Raw genomic sequence first — 19,445 nt, forward strand, 5'->3', positions numbered from 1 at the left:
AGCAGCTCCCATCTTCTGCCGACGGCAACGACGAACCTTGGACGATCTCGGACAGGTGGGACGTCCGGCCCAGACTGTCGCCGCGGACTGACTTAGGCGGAGGCGTGCTGACCTTCTTCCGGCTGGACTTACGTCATTGACCACTGGCGGGTCGAAGGAAACCGTCCAAGGGCGAGCCATCTGATGTAAGCCCGCATCAGCTCTCGATAGGCGCCAGATCCGGCAGCATCCGCGTGCCGAACTCGTGCCGCAGCGCGCTCAGCGCGGCGAGCCATCCGGGCATCCCGGTCACGCCCGGTCCCGGCGACGCCGACGCCGAGGCGAGGTAGACACCCGGGATGGGCGTGCGCCACGGGTCGGGGCTGAGCACGGGACGGCGGAACAGCTGCCACAGGTCGGGGGCACCGGCGGCGATGTCCCCGCCGGGGTAGTTCGGGTTGTGCTCCTCGACCTCCCGCGCGCTGCGCGAGCTGGTCGCGACGATCGTGTCGCGGAACCCCGGAGCGAACCGCTCGATTTGCGCGATCACGGCCTCCCGCCGATCGAGGTCGCTGCCCGCGGGGACGTGCGTGTAAGTCCAGAGGGTGTGCATCCCCGCCGGTGCGCGGCCCTCGTCGAACAGCGACGGCTGGGAGACGAGCACATAGGGATGCTCGGGATGGCGGCCCTGCTGCACCTGGTTCTCGGCATCCGCCATCTCGGCGCGCGTGCCGCCGACGTGCACCGTGCCCGCCAGGTGGAGGTCGGGATTCGTCCAGGGCACTGGAGCGTTCAGGGCGAAGTCGACCTTCGCGACGCCGTCGCCGTAGCGGAACGCCTCCAGCGTCCGGCGGTACCTGCCGGGCATCGCATCACCGGCCAGGCGGATCATCGCCTTGGGCGTCACGTCCAGCAGAGTGACCGTCGAGGGCGGCAGCTCGGCGAGCGACGTGACCTCATGCTCGAGCACCAGCTCGCCGCCGTGTGCGCGCAGGTCGTCGACCATGGCATCCGAGATCGCCTGGCTGCCGCCGATCGGGATCGGCCAGCCGCGCGCGTGTGCGAAGGCGGTGAGAGCGAGACCCGCGCCCGCCCCGGCGATGCTCGGCTGCGCCAGGATCGTGTGCGCGGCCACCCCCGTGAGCAGGGCGGGCGCCAGGTCCTCCCGGAAGCGGATGCCCCACGCCGGCGTGCCCTGCTCGAGTGCCCGCAGCCCGAAGGCGACGGCCAGGAGCGGGTTGCGCGGGATGCGCAGCAGTGACGACCCGGTGAAATCGGCGACCTCGGTGGAGCGCTCGGCCAGCGGGCGCATCAGCCGGTTGTACGCGGGTCCGTCCGCACCGAGCCCGACGCTGGTGCGCTCGAGATCGCGGTGGGCGACCGCGGCGCGCCCGCCGTCGAGCGGCTGCGCGAACGACACCTCCGGCGTGATGAACTCGACCCTGTCGGCCAGCCCGAACTCGCGGAAGAACCGCGACTCGAAGGCCATCGGGTGCACTGCCGAGCAGACGTCGTGATGGAACCCCGGCAGCGTCAACTCGCGCGTGCTGGCGCCGCCGCCGGCCTGGTTCGCCCGCTCGTAGACGCGCACGCGCAGACCTGCGCGGGCGAGCGTCACGGCGGCGGCGAGGCCGTTCGGGCCGGCACCAACGACGATCGCGTCCAGCCCGGCGACACCAGGGAGCGCGTTCACGATGCAGGCATCTCCGATTCGTCGGCGGGAATCGCGGAGGGCGTCACCGGCTCACCGGCACGCCCTGAGGCGCGCCCCTCGGCGAGGAACGCGAGACGACGCAGGGTCTCGGCATTGCGCCACTGCAGCATGATGTCCATGATGGCGCGCGGAACGTATCTCGCGGGACCCGCGATCGCTTCCTCCTGCATGCGCACGATCGTATGGGACCCGCGGGGTTTGACGTGCAGCGTGACCCGCGCCTCGCCGACGGGCCAGCCCGTCGCGCGCATCACCATGGCTCGCGGGGGCTCGAACTTCTCCGCCACGGTCTCGTCGTTGATGAGCATCGGCCAGACCCCGATCGAGTGGTGCAGGCGCGCACCGGGCCGTGGCCAGTCCGCATCCACGTCGCGCATGCGGGATGCCCCGACCACCCACGACGGATACAGCCAGCCGTCGGCCAGCACGTCGAACACGTCCTCCGGTGTGCAGTGCATCACCCTCGCATTGCGGGCCATCGCGCATCTCCTCTTCTCGTCGCCGATGCCGGTCGCCCCGAACGTAACCACCGCCATCGCCGGTCGACAGCGGGTTGCGCACTCCGGCGCCGTATGGCACGGGGCCTGCCGCTGCCGGATGCCCCCGCCTCGGACCAAGATTCAGAGCGTCGGCGTTGCGATGTCCATGCCGATGCAAGTCGCGATCGTCAGCAGCACGACCGCGCCGATGCCGATCACGGGCGCCCGCCAGGTCGGCTTCCTGCACAGCCAGAGCCAGACGACAGCGACGGTTGCCGCGATGAGAAGCAGGAGGCTTCCCCAGAGCTGCGTCCGATGCGAGGCCTCCGCGAGCGCGTAGTCGCAGCGGCCGCCGCAGCCTGCGATGCTGAGCGCCTGCAGCATGAACACGTAGAGCGACACCCACGAGGCGGCGAACTGGAGGAGCAGCAGCGCGACGCCCATGACGAGGTCCATCAGGTCCCTTCGGGGCTGTGACTCCTCGGCACGGGGCGGTCGCGTTACGGGCATCTGCAGTTCCCCTCGCCGGATCTGTGTTTCGTCGGAGCCTATACGCGGGGTGGATTGACACCGCGAGTAGCATCGGGGCATGTCGACGGATGCCTCGCATCGCGAACTCGCAGAGCGACTGCGGACGCAGGCGCGCGCGGACGGCGCGGGCTCACCGGGGGCGAACGCCGGCGCTGTCGATGCCGGCGCCGGCCGGCCCAGCAGCCTGACCGAGCCCTTCCGGACGCTCGCCGAGCAGGTCGGACATGCGTCGTTCCGTGTCACGGATGCCCAGGTGGATGCCGTGCGCGACGCGGCGGGCTCGGAGCAGGCCGCCTTCGAGATCGTGATGGCGGCGAGCGTCGGTGCGGGCCTGAGACGGTGGGATGCCGCGATGCGGGCGATCCAGGAGGCGGACGATGCGGCTCGCTGAGGTCGAGCGCGGCGACTCGCTGCGGCATCGGCTGCTCATCCGGATGATCTCGCGCTTCGCGGGCTACCGGCTCCCGGATGCCGCCCGCGTCGCCTTCTACGACCGGGGCTTCGCGGGGCGTGCGCTGGGGGAGTGGACGCACCGGGCCATGCGCGGCCCGAGCGCCTGGTCGGTCTCGGAACGCGAACTGATGGCTGCGACCGTCGCGACGTGGAACGAATGCCCGTTCTGCGTCGGCGCTCACCGTGCTGTCGCCGTGCTCGGCATGGACGATGCCGTCGCGGCGGCGGTGCTCGAGGACTACCGGACGGCGCCGATCAGCGAACGGCTCCGCGCCGCGCTGGCCTTCCTGGACAGGATGACGAACAACCCCGACGATCTCGGTGGCGACGACGTGCGGACCGCCACGGACGCGGGGCTGAGCATGGACGATCTGCGCGACGCGGCTGCCGTCGGCGCCGTGTTCAACATCATCACCCGCAACGCCAACGCGCTCGACTTCGAGATCCCGTCACCGGGTGACTTCGCGCGCGCGGCGACCATGCTGCTCCGCCGCGGTTACGGCTGACCGCGAGCCGGCGGCGGCGAGACGCGGGAGCACTCGGCTCAGTCGCGCGAACTCGCGTTCACGCTGCCGGAGCGCTCCTGACCGCTCAGGCGCGCGATGGCGGCCATCATGCGCTCGGTGATCTCACGACGAGCCCTGCCGTCGGGCATCCCGGCGAGATCGCTGAGATCGAGCGGCTCGCCGAAGCGGACCTCGAGCCGCGGCCTGCCAGGCAGCAGATGGCTCAGCGGCCTGACCGTCCCGGTGCCGATCAGCCCGACGGGCACCACAGCGGCCCCTGTGTCGCGGGCCATCCACGCCGCCCCGCCGTGCCCCTCGTGCAGCTTCCCGTCGCGCGACCGCGTCCCCTCCGGGAACACGGCGAACACGCTCCCGGCTCGCAGGATGCTGCTCCCCGCGTCCAGCGCGGCACGCGCATCACGGCCGGTCGCGCGGTGCACCGGAACGCCCCCGATCGAGCCGAAGAACCAGCGCTTGAAGCGTCCGAGCATCCCGGAACCCGCGAAGTACGACGCCTTGATCAGGAACTGCACGGGGCGGACGGCGGACGTCGGGATGATGACGGTGTCGAGGGACGACAGATGGTTGCTCACCAGCAGCACCGCTCCGTGCTCGGGCACGTTCGCTCGGCCCACGATGCGTGGACGGTAGATCAGCCAGAACAGCGGTCGAAGGATCGCCCGCCCGACGAAATAGACGGCACCCGCGCGCGGCGCGGGATTCGGGCTCGGCGAAGCGGATGCTGTCACCTCGCCACCCTATCCGTCCGCGGGTCGATCCGAAGGTGTCCTGCATTCTCTGTGGCGAAGCACATCTCTGCGCTCCCGGACTGACTCCGGGCTCGAGCGTGCAATCTGCTCAAAGCATGCGCATTTGCAGGTTGGTTGGTGCGCAGAAGTGCGATTGTCTGCGGCAGTTCTGCGCATATGAGCAAGCGGGGTTCCAATGATTGACACCCACAAGCGCTGGCCGTATCGTGCGGCTTGTACAGATTTGTTCACAAGGTGGTGGATGAATGATTGCAGTCGTCGGCGGCTATGGCCAAGGTCTGACCATGCGGCTCCCGCGAAGCCCGGAAGCGGGTGAGACGGTCGCTGGTGGGGTCCTGTCGACGGACCATGGCGGTAAGGGGTCGAACCAGGCCGTCGCCGTCCGCCGGCTCGGTGTCGAGTCCTTGATCGTCACCGCGCTCGGTGAGGACGATGCCGCTGCTGCCGCCCGCAGACTGTGGGCGGAAGAGGGCGTCGCCGATCGGTCCGTCGAGATCGCCGGCGGCCGCACCATGACGGGATTCATCCTGGTCGAACCGTCCGGAGAGAACCGCATCTGCCTGGCGGACGGTGCACTCGCCGAACTGCGACCTGAGGACGTCGATGGGCAGCTCACGGATCTGACGGCTGGCGACATCATGCTGGTGTCTCTCGAGATCCCTACGGCTGTCGCCTCGCGCGCGCTGAACATCGCCCGCGAACGAGGTGCGCGCACGATCCTCAATCCGGCGCCGGCTGCCGCCGATGCGGCGGATCTGCTGCAGTACTCCGACGTCATCACGCCGAACCGCAACGAGCTCGCGGTGATCTGCAGCCTGCCGGAGCCGACGAGTCCCGAAGAGGTGGCGGCGTGCTGTGCCGCCCTCCGACTGAGAACGGGATATGCCGGCGAGGTCGTCGTGACTCTCGGCTCCGCGGGCGCATACGTGGACGACGCGGAATCATTGCTGATCGAGCCCGCCCCGGTGACTCGCATCGTAGACACCACCGGAGCAGGGGACGCATACTCCGCGGCGCTTGCTGCGGCACTTCACGAGGGCGCTTCGGTGCGTGAGGCGGCCCGCTTCGCCGCAGGCGCCGGTGCCCTCGCCGTCACGCGGGAGCAGGTCGTCCCTTCGCTCCCGTACCGCGCCGACGTCGATCGGCTCAACGAATCGAGAGTGAGCAGCAGATGACCGCACCCTCCGCCACCGACCTGGCCCGGCATATCCAGCACACGCTCATCGCGACCGGCGTCACACGCGACCAGATGATCGCGCACGCGCACGAGGCCGTGAGTCACGGCTTCGCCGCCGCGATGGTCCCCGGCTCCTGGGTCGACGTCGTGGCGCACGAACTGGCCGGAACCGACGTGCAGGTCGCGTCGGCATTGGACTTCCCGACGGTGGGTGTGATGACCACGGCGGGCAAAGCGCGCGAGGCGGAGGAGCTCGTGCGCCTCGGTGCCCAGCAGATCGACATGGGCGTGCAGATCGGCTGGCTGAAGTCGGGCGACCGGAAGCGGTTCGCTGAAGACATCCGAGCCGTGGTCGGCGCAGGTGTGCCCGTCAAGGTGATGCTCGAACTGCCGCTGCTGACAGTGGACGAGCGCGAGTTCGCAGTGGAGCTGAGCATCCAGGCAGGAGCCGCGTATCTCAAGAACGCGAGCAGCGGTGCCGTCGAGATCGCCAACCCCGAGAGCATCCGATTCCTCGCCGAACGCGTGCCGGAAGGCGTGGGCGTGAAGGCCTCCGGCGGAATCACCTCGGCCGAGCAGGCACGCGCCCTGCTCGACGCGGGAGCGCAGCTGCTCGGTACCAGCGCGGGCATTGAGATCGTGACCTCCGGGGCCGGTGAGCGGAGCTACTGATGGCCACTTTCGAACTGGGACGCGGGAGCGTCAGCCGTGACACGGGTGAGGCACTGCATGCGCAGATCGCCGACGCTGTGCGGCTGCGCATCCGGAGCGGTGAGTGGCCGCCCGGTCACCGACTCCGTCCCGAACCAGAGCTCGCCAAGGAGATCGGCGTCAGCAGAGGGACGCTTCGTCGCGGGCTGTCCGAGCTCATCGCCGACGGCCTGCTGACCCAGGTCCCGGGACGAGGCACGTTCGTCGCCGGCGCGGCCGGGCCTCCCATGCCGCAGCTCCTGTCCACGCTTGCTGAGGACTTCGCCGACCAGGGTGCGGAGGTCTCCACCGAAGTGCTCGAGATCGGCTACGCGGAGGCACATGATGACGTAGCCGCGAGTCTCCGGCTGGACGACGGCGAGCAGGTCTTCCGGCTCGTGCGCGTGCGCCGCACCGCCGAGGGATCGATCGCGCTTCTGCACAACTACGTCACACCCGCGGTCGCCCCTGGGATCGAGGATATCGACTTCGCGGAGGCGACTTTGTTCGGCGTTCTCGAGGACCGCTATGGCCTGACGATCGACAACGCCCGGCGTCGCTTCAGCGCCGTCTCGGCGGACAGCGGCACTGCAGAGGCGCTGGGCATCGAAGCTGGCACCGCACTTCAGTACTTCGAACAGCTGACCTTCCTCGAGGACGGGCGCCCCATCGAGTACTCCCACGTCTGGATCGACTCGCGGCGGCTGAGCGTCGTCGTGAACGTCTTCCGCCGCCACCAGAGGAGAGACGCATGACCACTCGCGTATGGCTCGATTGCGACACCGGAAGCGACGACGCCGTCGCGATCATGTCTGCGGCACTGCACCCAGACCTCGAGTTGGTGGGAGTCAGCTGCGTCAACGGCAACGTGACGCTGGACCACGTGGTGGACAACACGCTCAGGGTGCTGACCCACGTCAATGTCGAGGTTCCGGTGCACCGAGGCGCCGACCGACCGCTCGTGCGCCCCGACTTCCCCGTCCCGCGGCGCATCCTCAACCCCGAGGGTTCGACGTTCCACGCGGACACGCTCCCCCTCGCCGACCCGAGGTTCGTGGAGTCCGAAATGGGCGCGGCACAAGCGATCGTCAGCGCGTTCATGGCGGACGGCGGTGACGACATCGTGCTGGTTCCGACCGGGCCGCTCACGAACATCGCTCTCGCCCTCGCCATCGAGCCCGGGCTCGCCTCCCGGATCCGCCGGCTCGTGCTCATGGGCGGTTCCAGGGGGTGGGGGAATGTCTCGGGGGCGGCCGAATTCAACATCTGGGTCGATCCCGAAGCGGCCGAGGCCGTGCTCTCTTCCGGCATCCGCGACGTGCTCATCCTGCCCCTGGACGCCACCCATTCAGCACCGATCTCCCTTGATGACTGCAACGCATATGAGGAACTCGGGACACCGGCAGGACGTGCCGCGGCCGACCTCATCCGCCATCGGATCACCGGATACGACGAGCGCGAGGACGGTGGGGACGCGGCCCCCGTGCACGACGCGCTCTGCCTCGCCGCGATCGTCCACCCCGAGGTCATCACCGAGGCGGTCGACGCGACCGTGCACGTCGAGACCCGCGGTGAGCTGACCATCGGCGCGACGATCGTCGATGACCGTCCGTGGCGCACCGAGAAGCCCAACGCACGATTCGCGCTGCGCGCCGACAGGGCGCTGTTCGCGCGTTTCCTCGCGGAGGCGTTCCGCAGATGACCCGCGTCATTCCGAACCCGAATCCGTATCCACCGGCTCATTCACCGTCGCCATAGGACGGAGGCCTCCCCCCGGGAGCCGACCACGCGGACGGAACCCGCGTCCGCAGAACCGATGCACGGCGGCGTTGCCGGGCATCCATTCATCGCATGAGAAAGGCAACATCATGACCACTGCTCCTGTCGCGTCTTCCCCGAAGAAGCGTCGCTCGGGAAGCTCAACCCTGCCGACGACGATGATCGTGACGCTCATTCCGGTATGCGTGGCGCTCAACATCGTCGGCGGTCTCATCGCCCACACCCTGAAGCTCCCGGTCTACCTAGACATGATCGGGACGGCGATCTCCGCAATCGTCCTCGGTCCGTGGTGGGGTGCGCTGGTGGGCGTGCTCACCAACTCCGGGTCGTCGCTCATCAACGGTCCCACGAGCCTGCCGTTCATGCTCGTCAACATCGTCGGGGCGCTTCTCTGGGGATACGGCGTGCGTTCGTGGAAGCTGGGCCGGACGATCCCGCGCTTCTTCCTGCTGAACATCATCGTCGCCGTCGCGTGCACGGTGGTCGCCGCCCCGATCATCGTCCTCGTCTTCGGCGGCGCGACCGGTGCCGGAGCCGATGCGCTGACGGGAACTTTCCTCGCGGTCGGTCAGAACCTCGTCGGCTCGGTGCTCTCCTCCAACATCCTCACCTCGCTCGCAGACAAGATCATCGGCGGTTTCGTGGCGCTGGCGATCATCGAAGCCCTGCCGAAGTCACTGACGCAGGGCGTCGACATCATCAAGGCGACGCCGCTGAAGGGCATCCTGATCGCCGTCGCCGGCATCGTCGTGGGCGTGCTCGTCGTGGTCGTGTTCCTCGCGATCAACGCGGGCGGCGGCGCCTGATCCGATCCATCGAGAAGCCGGGGGCGGCATCGTCGCCGCCCCCGGGGCTGGAGACACTCATGACTGAACCCATCGTCAGCTTCCGCGACGTCAGTTACACCTACCCGAGCGGCGAGGTCCCCGCGCTCGATTCCATCGACCTGGATGTCCAGCCCGGCGAGTACGTGGCCATCCTCGGTCTGAACGGCGCGGGTAAGACGACGCTCGGCCTCTGCGTCAACGGCGTCGTGCCCACCATGCTCGGTGGCGAGTTGCAGGGCACCGTCACCGTGGCGGGACTCGACGTCGCCGACTACCCGGTCCGCGAGATGGCGAAGGTCGTCGGGATGGTCTTCGACAATCCCGAGTTCCAGATGAGCCAGATGTCAGTGGCCGAGGAGATCGCACTCGGGCTGGAGAACGCGGGAGTGCCGCATGAGGAGATGCTGCGGATCATCCCCGAGACCCTCGCCGTGGTCGGACTCTCCGGCTTCGAGGAGCGCTCGCCGCTCGGTCTGTCCGGCGGACAGCAGCAGCGCCTCGCCATCGCCGCCGTGCTTGCGATGCGGCCGCAGATCCTGATCATGGACGAGCCGACTTCCAATCTCGACCCTCTGGGCAAGCAGGAGGTTTTCGACATGGCCGCAAAGCTCAACCGCGAGGAGGGGATGACGGTCATCGTCATCGAGCACGAGGTCGAGGTGATGGCACGTTACGCGGATCGCGTGATCGTGCTCGACGCCGGACGCATCGTCATGAACGGCACGCCGGATGAGATCTTCGCGCGCGTGGACGAACTGGCCGCACTGAAGCTCCGTGTTCCGGAGTCCGCCGCCGTGGCCGCGGCCCTGCGCGCCCGCGGACTGTGGGACGGCCCCATCCCGACCCGCACAGAACCGGCCGTCGACGCGGTCGACCGACTCCTGGAGGCCAGCCGTGGCTAAGAAGATCCTCACTCCCCAGCTCATCGACCCGAGCACCGGGCGCAGCCCGCTCGCGATCGATGTCACCGGTGCGGGATACGTCTATCCGACCGGGAACGTGATGGCGCTCGGAAAGGTCGACCTGCGGGTGGAGCACGGCGAGATCCTGGGCATCATCGGCCAGAACGGATCGGGCAAGACCACCCTCACGAAGCTCTTCAACGGCCTGCTCAAGCCGACTTCGGGCAGGGTGCTCGTCGACGGCGTCATCACCTCCGAGCGCACCGTGCAGCAGATGGCGGCGCATGTCGGCTATGTGTTCCAGAATCCGAACCACCAGCTGTTCGCCAGGACGGTCGCGGCCGAACTCGAGTTCGGCCCACGCAACATCGGCATGTCCGAGGAGGAGATCACCGAGCGCGTCGCGCACGCGATCGAGTTCTTCGGACTGCGCGACGTCGTCGACGAGCACCCCTACCGCGTCAGTTTCCCGATCCGGAAGCTGGTCGGCATCGCATCGGTCGTCGCGATGAATCCGTCGATCCTCATCCTCGACGAGCCGTCGACCGGTCAGGACCACGACACGACGCACGTCATCAACACTCTCATGCGGCGTCTCCGTGATGAGGGCACCACAGTGATCTGCGTCTCGCACGACATGCCGCTGCTGGCAGATGTCGTCGAGCGGGTGATCGTGATGAAGAGCGCCGAGATCATCGCCGATGCCTCGCCGCGCGAGGTGTTCGCCGACAAGGCGCTCATGGCTCGCACCAACCTCCAGGCGCCTCAGGTGACGGAGATCGCCCTTCAGACGGTAGTCCCCCTCGGCGGCGCGATCGCACTGACGCCGGAGGAACTCGCCGACGACATCACTGCCCGGCTCGGTGCCGTGCAGCGGACCGGGAACTGAGGAGAACCACATGTCCATGCAAGGAGGCCTCCCCATCGCGATGATCGCGGGGGATTCCGTCATCCACCGCATCCACCCGCTGGTGAAGATCGTGTGGGTCGTCGGCTACATCGTTCTCGCGTTCTCGACTCAGAACATCGTGATCCTCTACACGATGGCTGCGCTCGCGCTTCTTTTCGCCCTTCTCGGCGGCGTGATGCGTCCACTGTCCAAGGCGCTGATCATCATCGTGCCGACCGGTGCGTCGCTTCTCGCGCTGCAGATCCTGGCACCCGCGGTGCCGAAGCCCTGGACGCTGATCGGGCAGATCGGGCCGGTCAATCTGTACGGGGATGGTCTGTACTACGGCTTCGTGCTGCTCGGCCGCATCCTGTGCTGCCTCATCCTCGCGCTCGTGATGGTCATGACCACACACCCGAGTGATCTCTTCACGACGTTCGCCCGGCTCAAGGTGCCGTACACGTTCAACTTCATGCTCGCGATGACCCTGCAGCTGATCCCCGTCTTCCAGCGTGAGGTGGGCATCATCATGAGCGCGCAGAAATCGCGCGGGATGAAGGGCAGCGGGTTCCAGGCTGTGCTGCCGAGCTTCGTTCCGGTGTTCGTCGGCGCGATCGAGCGTGTGCAGCAGCTGTCCATATCTCTCGAGTCCCGTGGCTTCGGATCCGACGGAGTGAAGACCAGCTACCGCCAGGTGCACGGCCGCCCGCTGGACTGGGCGATCGGCATCGTCGGGATCTCGGTGATGGCGCTACTCGTCGTGCTGTCGTTCATGAAGGGCTTCTGGAGCCTGTCGCATGACGTGCACTTCGCTCCCGGCTTCGTGTTCTGGACGTTCGTGGTCGCCGCATCGCTGTTCCTCGCGATGATCGGCACCGCCCTCGTCTTCTCCCTCAAGCGATGAACCACTCGAACAACGGAAGGTAGACATCATGAGTTCGCTCCCGCAGGATCGTCAGCATCACATCCAGGTGGCGCCGGGGGAGGTGGGGCGTTATGTGCTGCTGCCGGGTGATCCCGGTCGCAGTGAGCCGATCGCTCGGTTGTTCGATGAGCCGCGTCTGGTGGCACGCAATCGGGAGTATGAGACCTGGTCGGGATATCTGGACGGTGAGCTGGTCTCGGTGACCTCGACCGGCATCGGTTGCCCTTCCGCGGCGATCGCGATGGAGGAGCTGGTGAAGGTCGGCGCGGACACCTTCATCCGCGTCGGCACCTCGGGCTCGCTGCAGCGCGACATCCGCCCGGGAGATCTCGGTGTGATCAACGCGGCGATCCGCGATGAGGGCACGAGCTCGCACTACCTCCCGATCGAGTTTCCCGCTGTCGCCGACATCGACGTCACACGCGCCCTGGCGGTCGGCGCCCGTTCGGCAGGAAAGACCGTGCACGTCGGGGTGAGCCAGTCGAAGGACTCGTTCTACGGCCAGCACGAGCCCGGCCGGATGCCGATGGCGCGTCGCCTTCAGGACCGCTGGGCGGCCTGGATGGCGGGCGGCGCGATCTGCTCCGAGATGGAGGCGTCTGCGCTGTACATCGTCGCGGCTACTCTTCGGGTGCGTGCCGGCGGAATCATGATGATCGCGGGCAATCCCGACATGATCGCGATGACCGAGGAGGAGCACGCGGCGGTGGCTGTCGAGAACCTTCTGCCCGCCGCGATCGCGGGACTGCGCGAACTCATCGCGCAGGACAGAGCGGTCGCATCATGAGTTCGCTCCCGCAGGATCGTCAGCATCACATCCAGGTGGCGCCGGGGGAGGTGGGGCGTTATGTGCTGCTGCCGGGTGATCCCGGTCGCAGTGAGCCGATCGCTCGGTTGTTCGATGAGCCGCGTCTGGTGGCACGCAATCGGGAGTATGAGACCTGGTCGGGATATCTGGACGGTGAGCTGGTCTCGGTGACCTCGACCGGCATCGGTTGCCCTTCCGCGGCGATCGCGATGGAGGAGCTGGTGAAGGTCGGCGCGGACACCTTCATCCGCGTCGGCACCTCCGGTGCTATCCAGCCGGACACCGAGACCGGAGAGCTCGCCATCGTGACCGCGGCGATCCGCGATGAGGGCACGAGCTCGCACTACCTGCCGATGGAGTTCCCGGCTGTCGCGCATCCGCTCGTCATCGACGCGCTCACCCGAGCCGCCCGGACTACAGGTGCGCGGTCGCGGCTCGGCGTCAGCCAGTCGAAGGACTCGTTCTACGGCGAGGTCGAACCCGAGCGGATGCCGCTCGCACACGACCTGGCTGACCGCTGGCACGCCTGGCGGGCGGGCGGCGCGATCTGCTCCGAGATGGAGGCGTCTGCGCTGTTCATCGTCGCGTCGATCCTTCGTGTCCGTGCCGGCGGCGTCATGCAGATGCACATGGAAGGGACGACTGATCACGATCCGCAGCGCACGCTGCTGCTCTCGACCGCGGTCGAGGCGCTGCGCGAGCTCATTCGCGTCGACCGGGAGGGCGGGGTGTGGCCCTGACAGTTCCCCCCATCGAGGGATTCCACGAGCGGATGAGACGCTTCGAGCGCCGCAACTTCATCCTGATCGTGCTCGACGGATCGCTGTTCGCCTTCGCGATCTCGTTCCTCTCCGAAGCGACGATCATCCCCGCGTTCGTGCAGACCCTCACCGGCAGCGCCGCTCTGGTCGGGCTCGTCGGCGCGACCTATGCCCTGGGGCGCTACCTGCCGCAGCTCGTCGGAGCGCACCTCGCGCTCGGCCGGGCGCGCCGCAAGCCGGCGCTGTTCTGGATCGTCGTGGCGGAGCGGATCGGTATCCTCGCGATCGCGCTCACCGCCCAGGCTGTCGGGGTGTGGGACACCGGTGTCGTCGTGCTGCTGTTCTTCCTGGCGTTCTGCGCCTATGCGATAACGACGGGTCTGATCGGGCCTGTGTACGGCGACTTCGTCGCCAAGGCCCTGCCGCGCAGCCGCGGCTGGTACTACGGGATGTCGCAGCTCCTCGGAGGCGTTCTGGGCTTCGCATCGGCACTGACCGCGGAGAGGCTGCTGAGCGAGTGGGCGTTCCCCGTCGGCAACCAGATCGCGTTCTGGGTCTGCTTCGGGCTGTCGTTCCTCTCCATCCCGCTGGTCGCCTCCTTGCGCGATGAGGAGTACCCGGACACCGAACCCCGGAAATCCCTTCTGGCGACCCTGCGTCGCATCCCGGGCCTCGTCGCCGGAGACTCCGCCTATCGTCGGTTCCTCGGCGTACGAGCTATCCTCGCCACGGCGACGGCGGGCATGGGCTTCGTCGTCGTGCACGGTCTCGCGGAGGGCTACATCAGCAACTCCGAGGCCGCGATCATCGCCGCGGTCTTCATCCTCTCGCAGGCCGCAGGCGGATTCCTTCTGAGCCTGATGGGCAACTACTTCGGCTGGAAGACGGTCGTGGTGGTGGGTGGTCTGCTGCTCACACTCAGCATGGCGGGGGCCATGATCGCCGACGACCTCGTCGGCATCGCGCTCGTGTACAGCGCCTTGGGTGCAGCGAACGCGACCACGATCATCGGCGATCCGAACGTCTCGATCGAACTCTCACCGCCTTCTCGCACGAGTCTCTACCTCGGCACCACCTCCACGCTCCTCGCACCGTTCTTCGTGTTCGGCCCGCTGCTCGGTGGAGCCGTTGCGGAGCACGCCGGATATCCGGTCGTGTTCGTGGTCGCGGGACTGCTCGGAGCGGTCGGCTTCATCCTTGCCCTGTTCCTGCCTGAGCCGCGCAAGCTGCGGCGCGACGAAGCCCTGCTGGTGGGCCAGCCGGGCACCACACCCTAGGGAGACAGCAATGCACCGCATGATCATCGACACCGACACCGCCGCCGACGACAGCTTCGCGCTGCTCATCGGCCTCCTGCATCCGAAGGCGCAGCTCGAGGCGGTGACGATCGTCAACGGCAACGTCGGCTTCGATCAGGAGATCCAGAACGCCCTGATCACGATCGAGGCTGCAGGGCGTGGCGGAGAGGTGCCGGTGCACCCGGGGGCGCGCGTGCCGCTCGTGCGCGACTGGGTGCCTGCCAGCGCTCACGGAGACGGCAAAGGGAATCACGATTTCCCAGTGCCCGCGCAGCGGCCGAGCGCGGAGGGAGCGGCGGAGGCGATCGTTCGGATCGTGAACGCGAACCCGGGAGAGATCGAGATCCTGGCCATCGGCCCGCTCACGAACATCGCCACGGCGCTCTTCCTCGACCGGGAGCTGTCGAAGAAGGTCAAGCATCTGTGGATCATGGGTGGCTGCGACAACTCGGTCGGCAACGTCACTGCGGCGGCCGAGTACAACTTCTACGTCGATCCCGACGCGGCCGACATCGTCCTGCAGGCGGGATTCGCGACCACGATCGTCACCTGGACGCTCACCCTCGCGCAAGCATGGTGGGACGAGCAGCAGATCGCGCGCATCGCCGAGATCCCGACCTCACTCGCGGAGTTCTTCCTGGTGCTGGACGCTCCGACCACCGCGCACAACGCGAGCGTCGGCGTCGCCGGCAGTTCGCACCCGGACTCACTCACCGCGATGCTCATCGTCGAGCCAGAGCTGATCCGGCGCTCCTCCGACGCCTTCGTCGCCGTGGAGACCACCAGTGAGCTCACCCGCGGCTACTCCCTGATGGATCATCGCGCTGACCGCAGCATCCCCAACGCGCGCATCATCGACGAGGTGGACGCCGACGGCTTCTTCACGTCCTACTGCCGGCTGCTGGCAGCAGGTGCTCGCGAGCGCGGCTGATCTCAGCGAAGGGGGAGCCGGCGCTCCGCACCGCCTCCCCTCGAACGAAGCCTCTAGAACCTCGCGCACTCACCCAGTCGATGGCCGGCCGTGTTCGTGGGCTGACCCGCGTCGCCGATCTGCGCGGCAGGCGTGTTGCCGGTGCAGTTCAGCACCCCGGCGACGTGGTTGGCGACCACCTCGGTGGAGTCCAGGCCCTGATGGATCGTCATCCCCATGAACTCGATGACGTTCTCCGGGTTGGCGTACATGTTGGCGATCAGCACATTGTGGCCGACCGTGTTCCGCAGGAATCCGAACCAGCATCCTGACCAGCCGTTGAAGGTGACGTTCCCCTCGATCGTGCTGTCCTTGATCATGGTGTTGTGGCCCTGGCCCTCGAGCGCCTTCGGGTTCATGCAGGTCGGGCCGAAGCCGCCCCCGATGAACGACACGTTCCCGTCGATGTGGCTGAAGAACACGTACAGCGCCTTCGCGTTCGCCGCATCGATGTTCCCGTGCACCGTGGTTCCGCTGGCGCTCACGATCGAGTCCGCGGCCAGGCGGATGCTCCCGCCCACCTCGGCGCCCGTGAGCACCGCCTTCGCCCTGCTCATGACGGTCACGCTGCCGCTGATCTGTGCGGAGCCGTCGATGACGCACATCTCCGACACGGTCACGTCGCGGTAGCTGCCGGCCGCCAGCATCCCCTCCGAACAGGTGACGCTCCCGGGCGCCGCCGCGCCGGCAGCGGGCGCACCGGCGAGCGCCAGCGCCCCTGCGACGATAAGCGCTCCGACCAGCCGCATCCGATTGTTCTTCTTCATGGTCATCCCTTTCGTGATGACGGCTGGGATGGGGCGGTGTGCGGATGCGCATCGTCGATCGACAGCGGGAACAGCGCCGGATGCCGTCCCCAGCATCCGGCATCCGCGGCGCGCATCCTCTCCCCAGCGGATGCGCGATGCGCTGAAACTACACCTGCCCGCATCCGCCGAACAGGGCCGCAGTCGAACTTCCGTGATCTCACGGATGGTCCCTGCACGCACGCGGGGCGACCCTGGCAGTGTGCACATCGACATCTGGCTGGATGGCACCGATCCTCCCGAGGGGCGGGTCGGCGACTCCGCGCGCGAGCTGCGATTCAGCGGGTGGATCGACCTGATGGCGTCATTGACCCGGCTGGTCGAGCCGATGCGCGAAGCGGATGGCCAGCTCGGTGCGCGAGCGCAGGCCGAGCTTCGCGAGGATGTTTGACACATGCGTCTCGACCGTGCGCCGCGAGATGAACAGGCTCTGCGCGATCTCGAGATTCGTCTGGCCCGTGGCCACGTGACCCGCGATCCGCTCCTCGGTGCGCGTCAGCGACTCCCAGCCGGATGCCGGTCGCGACCGCGCCGGCAGCGCCACCGGCACCCCCGCATGGCGGAAGGATGCCCGGGCGCGGGCCGCCTCGTGATCGGCGCCGACCTCGGTGTAGGCGCGCAGCGCCGTCTCCGCGAGCGCCCTGGCGCGCGGGTCGGCGGGACGCACGGCGCGGGCCGCGAGCTCCGCGATGCGCGCCCGATCGAGGCGTCGTGGGGTCGCCGCCATCAGACGCTCCGCCTCGACGAGGGACTCCGCATCGTCGCTCACCACACCGGCGACGGCGAGGGCGGTGGCCTGCAGATGCACGACGCCCGGATTCCTCACCGCGAGCGCCGTGATCGCGGCGGACACCTCCTCTCCCGTGACGGCGCCTCGCTCAGCGGCATCCGGGACCCCGTCCCTCCGCACCTGCCGTGCGAGCACCACGAGCTCCAGCGCGATCTCCGCGCAGTCCATCAGCAGCCCGGCCGAGTGGAGCTCCTCCCAGCCGCGCTGCAGCACCCGCAGTGCCGCCTCGGCGTCACCGCGCGCCCGCGGGATCTGGGCGTGACCGAGCCAGATCCACGACCGCCCGCGTCCGCCCCACAGCTGCCGCCCGGGGATCGGGTCCAGCTGCGCCGCGGCCTCCAGAGCGGCTTCGGGTCCGGACTGCTCCGCGATCACCTGCGCACGCAGCCCGCGCACCGGGGGATCGAGCCTGATCTCCATCGAGCCGAGCATGGCCCGGTGCGCCTCCAGCTCGGCGGCGATGTCGGCGAGGTCGCCGCTGTGGCTGCGGGCCTGGGCCGCCAGCGTGTGCGTGGCCAGGATGCCCGTGCGGTAACCGAACCGCTCCGAGACGCGCAGCCCCTGCTGCACCAGCGCGGCCGCCTCGGAGGTGCGATCCACGTCGGCGAGAGCGACCGCAAGCTGGGCGTGCGGGAACGCCTCGATCGCCGACAGCGAGGAGTGCCGGTCGGCGATGGCCACGGCATCCGCCAGCACCCGCACCGCCTCGTCGAGGTCGCCGCGGCAGGTGGCGATCTGCCCGTGCAGCGCGAGCGCGTAGACCTCCGCACCGTGATTCCCCTCCGCGGCGGCGAGGGCGGCGCCGTCGCGCGCGAGCTGCAGCGCGCCGTCGCTGTCGCCCAGCATGAACAGCGGCCAGCCGGCGAAGGCGAGCTGAGCTGCGCGCTCGGCGGGCTCCAGCACCTCCGAGGCCGCATAGCGGATGGCGCGTTCGTGCGCCTCGGCATGACGGTGCTGCATCAGCAGCGACCGGGTCTCGATGGCCCGCAGCATCGTGCCGACCTCGCCCGGGTCGACCCCACCTGCTTTGTCCAGGGCGTCTTCCGCGAGCTCTCCCGCCTCGCGGGCCTGCCCGGCGCTGAGTGCGACGCGCGCGACCCCCGCAGTCGCGATCACGTGCATCGGGTCGGCGTCGTCGCTGTGGGCCAGCACCCGTTCCCACAGCTCCGCGGCGATGCCGGGAGCCGACGCCGTGGTGCGCTCGGCGAGCCTCAGCATCCACGCCAGATCGTCGCGCGCAGTGGGCGCACGCAGCAGATGCTCGGCCACGGTGGCCGCGGGCACGCCGGCGGCATCCAGCTTCAGCGCCACATCGCGGTGCAGCTCGGCGCGCACCGAGTGCGGCAGATCGTGCAGCAGCACCTCCTGGATGAGCTGATGCCGGAAGCCGATGGCATCCTCGTCGATCTCGGTGAGGAACCCCGCTGCGAGGGCCTCGCGCAGCAGCGGGAGCAGGTCGCTCATCGGCCGGTCGGCCACCAGCCGCAGCTGAGCGGCCGGGAACCGCGCACCCAACAGGGCTGCGGTGGACAGCAGTTCGCGCGTCTCGATGCTGAGCCGGCTCAGATGGCGCATCATGACCGTGGCGAGCGAGGGGGACGGGCCCACCGGCGTGCTGCGCAGCTCTGCCCCATCGGGACCGACGGTGACAGCGCCGTCGCGCAGCAGCGAGCGCACCATCTCGGTGAGGAACAGCGGGTTTCCGCCCGCGGCGGCCGCATAGTGCGCGAGGGATTCGCCCACCGGCGCCCCCGCGAGATGCTCGGCGATCGCGACGCAGGCGCTCTCCGGCAGGGGACCGAGGTCGAAGGTGTGCAGCAGACCGCGCTCGAGGAGCTCGTCGAGCAGATGGTCCAGCGCTGGTGCGACATCATGTCGGGCCTGCGGCCGCATCGAGCCGACGACCACCAGAGGCAGCTGCTGCAGCGTGCGTGCGAGCCTCGCGAGCAGGCGCAGCGAGGCGGTGTCCGCCCAGTGCAGATCCTCCAGGATCAGCACCGTGGACTCCCTGGTGGCCGCGTCGATCACCGACAGCAGTCGCTCGCCGGCGATGTGCTCGTTCTGCTCCGTCGCGATCCGCCGGTCCTCGTCGGTGAGCACGGGCCCGAGCGCGTCCAGGAGCAGGCCGTAGGTGAGCCGCCGGTCCATGGCGTCCGCCGCACCGCGCAGCACGTGCCGCTCCGGCGGGGCCTGGGCGATCGCGGCGTCGATGAGGGTGCTCTTGCCGATGCCGCCCTCGCCCCGCACCAGCAGGAACCGGCCGCTCGTCAGACCGGCGCGTCCGGTCGTGACCAGGTCGGCGAGCTCCGTGTCGCGACCGAGGAAGAGCGGCTCGGGCGCGAGGGGGCGCACGGTTGCGCGCATCGGTGGTACCGCCTCTCTGCCCCAGAC

20 protein-coding genes are annotated in these 19,445 nt (G+C 68.7%); 14 read left to right on the top strand and 6 right to left on the bottom strand.

The window, feature by feature from the left end; translation table 11 throughout:
- Positions 1–196: 196 nt before the first annotated feature.
- The 3 genes from ACTJJ4_RS08580 to ACTJJ4_RS08590 all read right to left on the bottom strand — a co-directional run bounded on the left by ACTJJ4_RS08580 (position 197) and on the right by ACTJJ4_RS08590 (position 2,616).
- Positions 197–1,672 (bottom strand): phytoene desaturase family protein, encoded by a 1,476-nt coding sequence (locus tag ACTJJ4_RS08580; protein ID WP_440942939.1) that lies wholly within the window; start codon positions 1,670–1,672, stop codon positions 197–199.
- On the bottom strand, positions 1,669–2,172 hold the full coding sequence (locus ACTJJ4_RS08585; protein WP_440942940.1) for an SRPBCC family protein: 504 nt from the start codon (positions 2,170–2,172) through the stop codon (positions 1,669–1,671). Before ACTJJ4_RS08585 ends, ACTJJ4_RS08580 begins: the two co-directional genes overlap by 4 nt.
- Positions 2,173–2,313: 141 nt before the next feature.
- The gene (locus tag ACTJJ4_RS08590) at positions 2,314–2,616 is read right to left on the bottom strand and encodes a hypothetical protein (RefSeq protein WP_440942941.1); all 303 of its coding nucleotides are present in this window, start codon (positions 2,614–2,616) and stop codon (positions 2,314–2,316) included.
- Positions 2,617–2,761: 145 nt separating this feature from the next.
- Here ACTJJ4_RS08590 and ACTJJ4_RS08595 point away from each other — a divergent pair, with 145 nt between their 5' ends.
- Together ACTJJ4_RS08595 and ACTJJ4_RS08600 are read left to right on the top strand one after the other, a co-directional pair.
- Positions 2,762–3,094: a hypothetical protein gene (locus tag ACTJJ4_RS08595; RefSeq protein ID WP_440942942.1), complete on the top strand. Its 333-nt coding sequence runs from the start codon at positions 2,762–2,764 to the stop codon at positions 3,092–3,094.
- On the top strand, positions 3,081–3,662 hold the full coding sequence (locus tag ACTJJ4_RS08600) for a carboxymuconolactone decarboxylase family protein (RefSeq protein ID WP_440942943.1): 582 nt from the start codon (positions 3,081–3,083) through the stop codon (positions 3,660–3,662). The genes ACTJJ4_RS08595 and ACTJJ4_RS08600 overlap by 14 nt, the downstream gene beginning before the upstream one ends.
- 38 nt (positions 3,663–3,700) lie before the next feature.
- On the opposite strand, the gene ACTJJ4_RS08605 is transcribed toward ACTJJ4_RS08600, so the two are convergent.
- Entirely contained in the window at positions 3,701–4,411 is a 711-nt protein-coding gene (locus tag ACTJJ4_RS08605) for a lysophospholipid acyltransferase family protein (RefSeq protein ID WP_440942944.1), read from the bottom strand.
- Between the two features lie 305 nt (positions 4,412–4,716).
- On the opposite strand from ACTJJ4_RS08605, the gene ACTJJ4_RS08610 reads away from it, so the two are divergent.
- From ACTJJ4_RS08610 to ACTJJ4_RS08665, 12 genes are all read left to right on the top strand, one after another.
- Positions 4,717–5,607 (top strand): PfkB family carbohydrate kinase, encoded by an 891-nt coding sequence (locus ACTJJ4_RS08610; protein WP_440942945.1) that lies wholly within the window; start codon positions 4,717–4,719, stop codon positions 5,605–5,607.
- On the top strand, positions 5,604–6,281 hold the full coding sequence (deoC, locus tag ACTJJ4_RS08615; RefSeq protein ID WP_440942946.1) for a deoxyribose-phosphate aldolase: 678 nt from the start codon (positions 5,604–5,606) through the stop codon (positions 6,279–6,281). Before ACTJJ4_RS08610 ends, deoC begins: the two co-directional genes overlap by 4 nt.
- Positions 6,281–7,054 carry a GntR family transcriptional regulator gene (locus ACTJJ4_RS08620; protein WP_440942947.1) on the top strand — a complete coding sequence of 258 codons (774 nt, stop codon included), beginning with the start codon at positions 6,281–6,283 and terminating at the stop codon, positions 7,052–7,054. The genes deoC and ACTJJ4_RS08620 overlap by 1 nt, the downstream gene beginning before the upstream one ends.
- Complete coding sequence (locus ACTJJ4_RS08625) at positions 7,051–8,001, top strand: nucleoside hydrolase (protein ID WP_440942948.1); 951 nt, start codon at positions 7,051–7,053, stop codon at positions 7,999–8,001. Before ACTJJ4_RS08620 ends, ACTJJ4_RS08625 begins: the two co-directional genes overlap by 4 nt.
- 166 nt (positions 8,002–8,167) lie before the next feature.
- Positions 8,168–8,884 carry an ECF transporter S component gene (locus ACTJJ4_RS08630; RefSeq protein WP_440942949.1) on the top strand — a complete coding sequence of 239 codons (717 nt, stop codon included), beginning with the start codon at positions 8,168–8,170 and terminating at the stop codon, positions 8,882–8,884.
- 59 nt (positions 8,885–8,943) lie between these two features.
- Positions 8,944–9,807, top strand: coding sequence for an energy-coupling factor ABC transporter ATP-binding protein (locus ACTJJ4_RS08635; RefSeq protein WP_440942950.1), 864 nt, complete (start codon positions 8,944–8,946; stop codon positions 9,805–9,807).
- Complete coding sequence (locus ACTJJ4_RS08640) at positions 9,800–10,696, top strand: energy-coupling factor ABC transporter ATP-binding protein (RefSeq protein ID WP_440942951.1); 897 nt, start codon at positions 9,800–9,802, stop codon at positions 10,694–10,696. Before ACTJJ4_RS08635 ends, ACTJJ4_RS08640 begins: the two co-directional genes overlap by 8 nt.
- A gap of 10 nt (positions 10,697–10,706) precedes the next feature.
- Positions 10,707–11,600, top strand: a complete 894-nt coding sequence (locus ACTJJ4_RS08645; RefSeq protein ID WP_440942952.1) for an energy-coupling factor transporter transmembrane component T family protein — start codon at positions 10,707–10,709, stop codon at positions 11,598–11,600.
- A gap of 28 nt (positions 11,601–11,628) precedes the next feature.
- Entirely contained in the window at positions 11,629–12,408 is a 780-nt protein-coding gene (locus tag ACTJJ4_RS08650) for a nucleoside phosphorylase (RefSeq protein WP_440942953.1), read from the top strand.
- On the top strand, positions 12,405–13,169 hold the full coding sequence (locus tag ACTJJ4_RS08655) for a nucleoside phosphorylase (protein WP_440942954.1): 765 nt from the start codon (positions 12,405–12,407) through the stop codon (positions 13,167–13,169). Before ACTJJ4_RS08650 ends, ACTJJ4_RS08655 begins: the two co-directional genes overlap by 4 nt.
- 32 nt (positions 13,170–13,201) lie before the next feature.
- Positions 13,202–14,467: an MFS transporter gene (locus ACTJJ4_RS08660; protein WP_440942955.1), complete on the top strand. Its 1,266-nt coding sequence runs from the start codon at positions 13,202–13,204 to the stop codon at positions 14,465–14,467.
- A gap of 10 nt (positions 14,468–14,477) precedes the next feature.
- The gene (locus tag ACTJJ4_RS08665) at positions 14,478–15,419 is read left to right on the top strand and encodes a nucleoside hydrolase (RefSeq protein WP_440942956.1); all 942 of its coding nucleotides are present in this window, start codon (positions 14,478–14,480) and stop codon (positions 15,417–15,419) included.
- 53 nt (positions 15,420–15,472) lie between these two features.
- Here the strand turns inward: ACTJJ4_RS08665 and ACTJJ4_RS08670 are convergent, their stop codons facing one another.
- Positions 15,473–16,225, bottom strand: coding sequence for a hypothetical protein (locus ACTJJ4_RS08670; RefSeq protein WP_440942957.1), 753 nt, complete (start codon positions 16,223–16,225; stop codon positions 15,473–15,475).
- Positions 16,226–16,568: 343 nt separating this feature from the next.
- Entirely contained in the window at positions 16,569–19,418 is a 2,850-nt protein-coding gene (locus ACTJJ4_RS08675) for an ATP-binding protein (RefSeq protein WP_440942958.1), read from the bottom strand.
- Positions 19,419–19,445: the final 27 nt, after the last annotated feature.

The organism is Microbacterium sp. 22195, assembly GCF_052056515.1.
Lineage (GTDB): Bacteria > Actinomycetota > Actinomycetes > Actinomycetales > Microbacteriaceae > Microbacterium.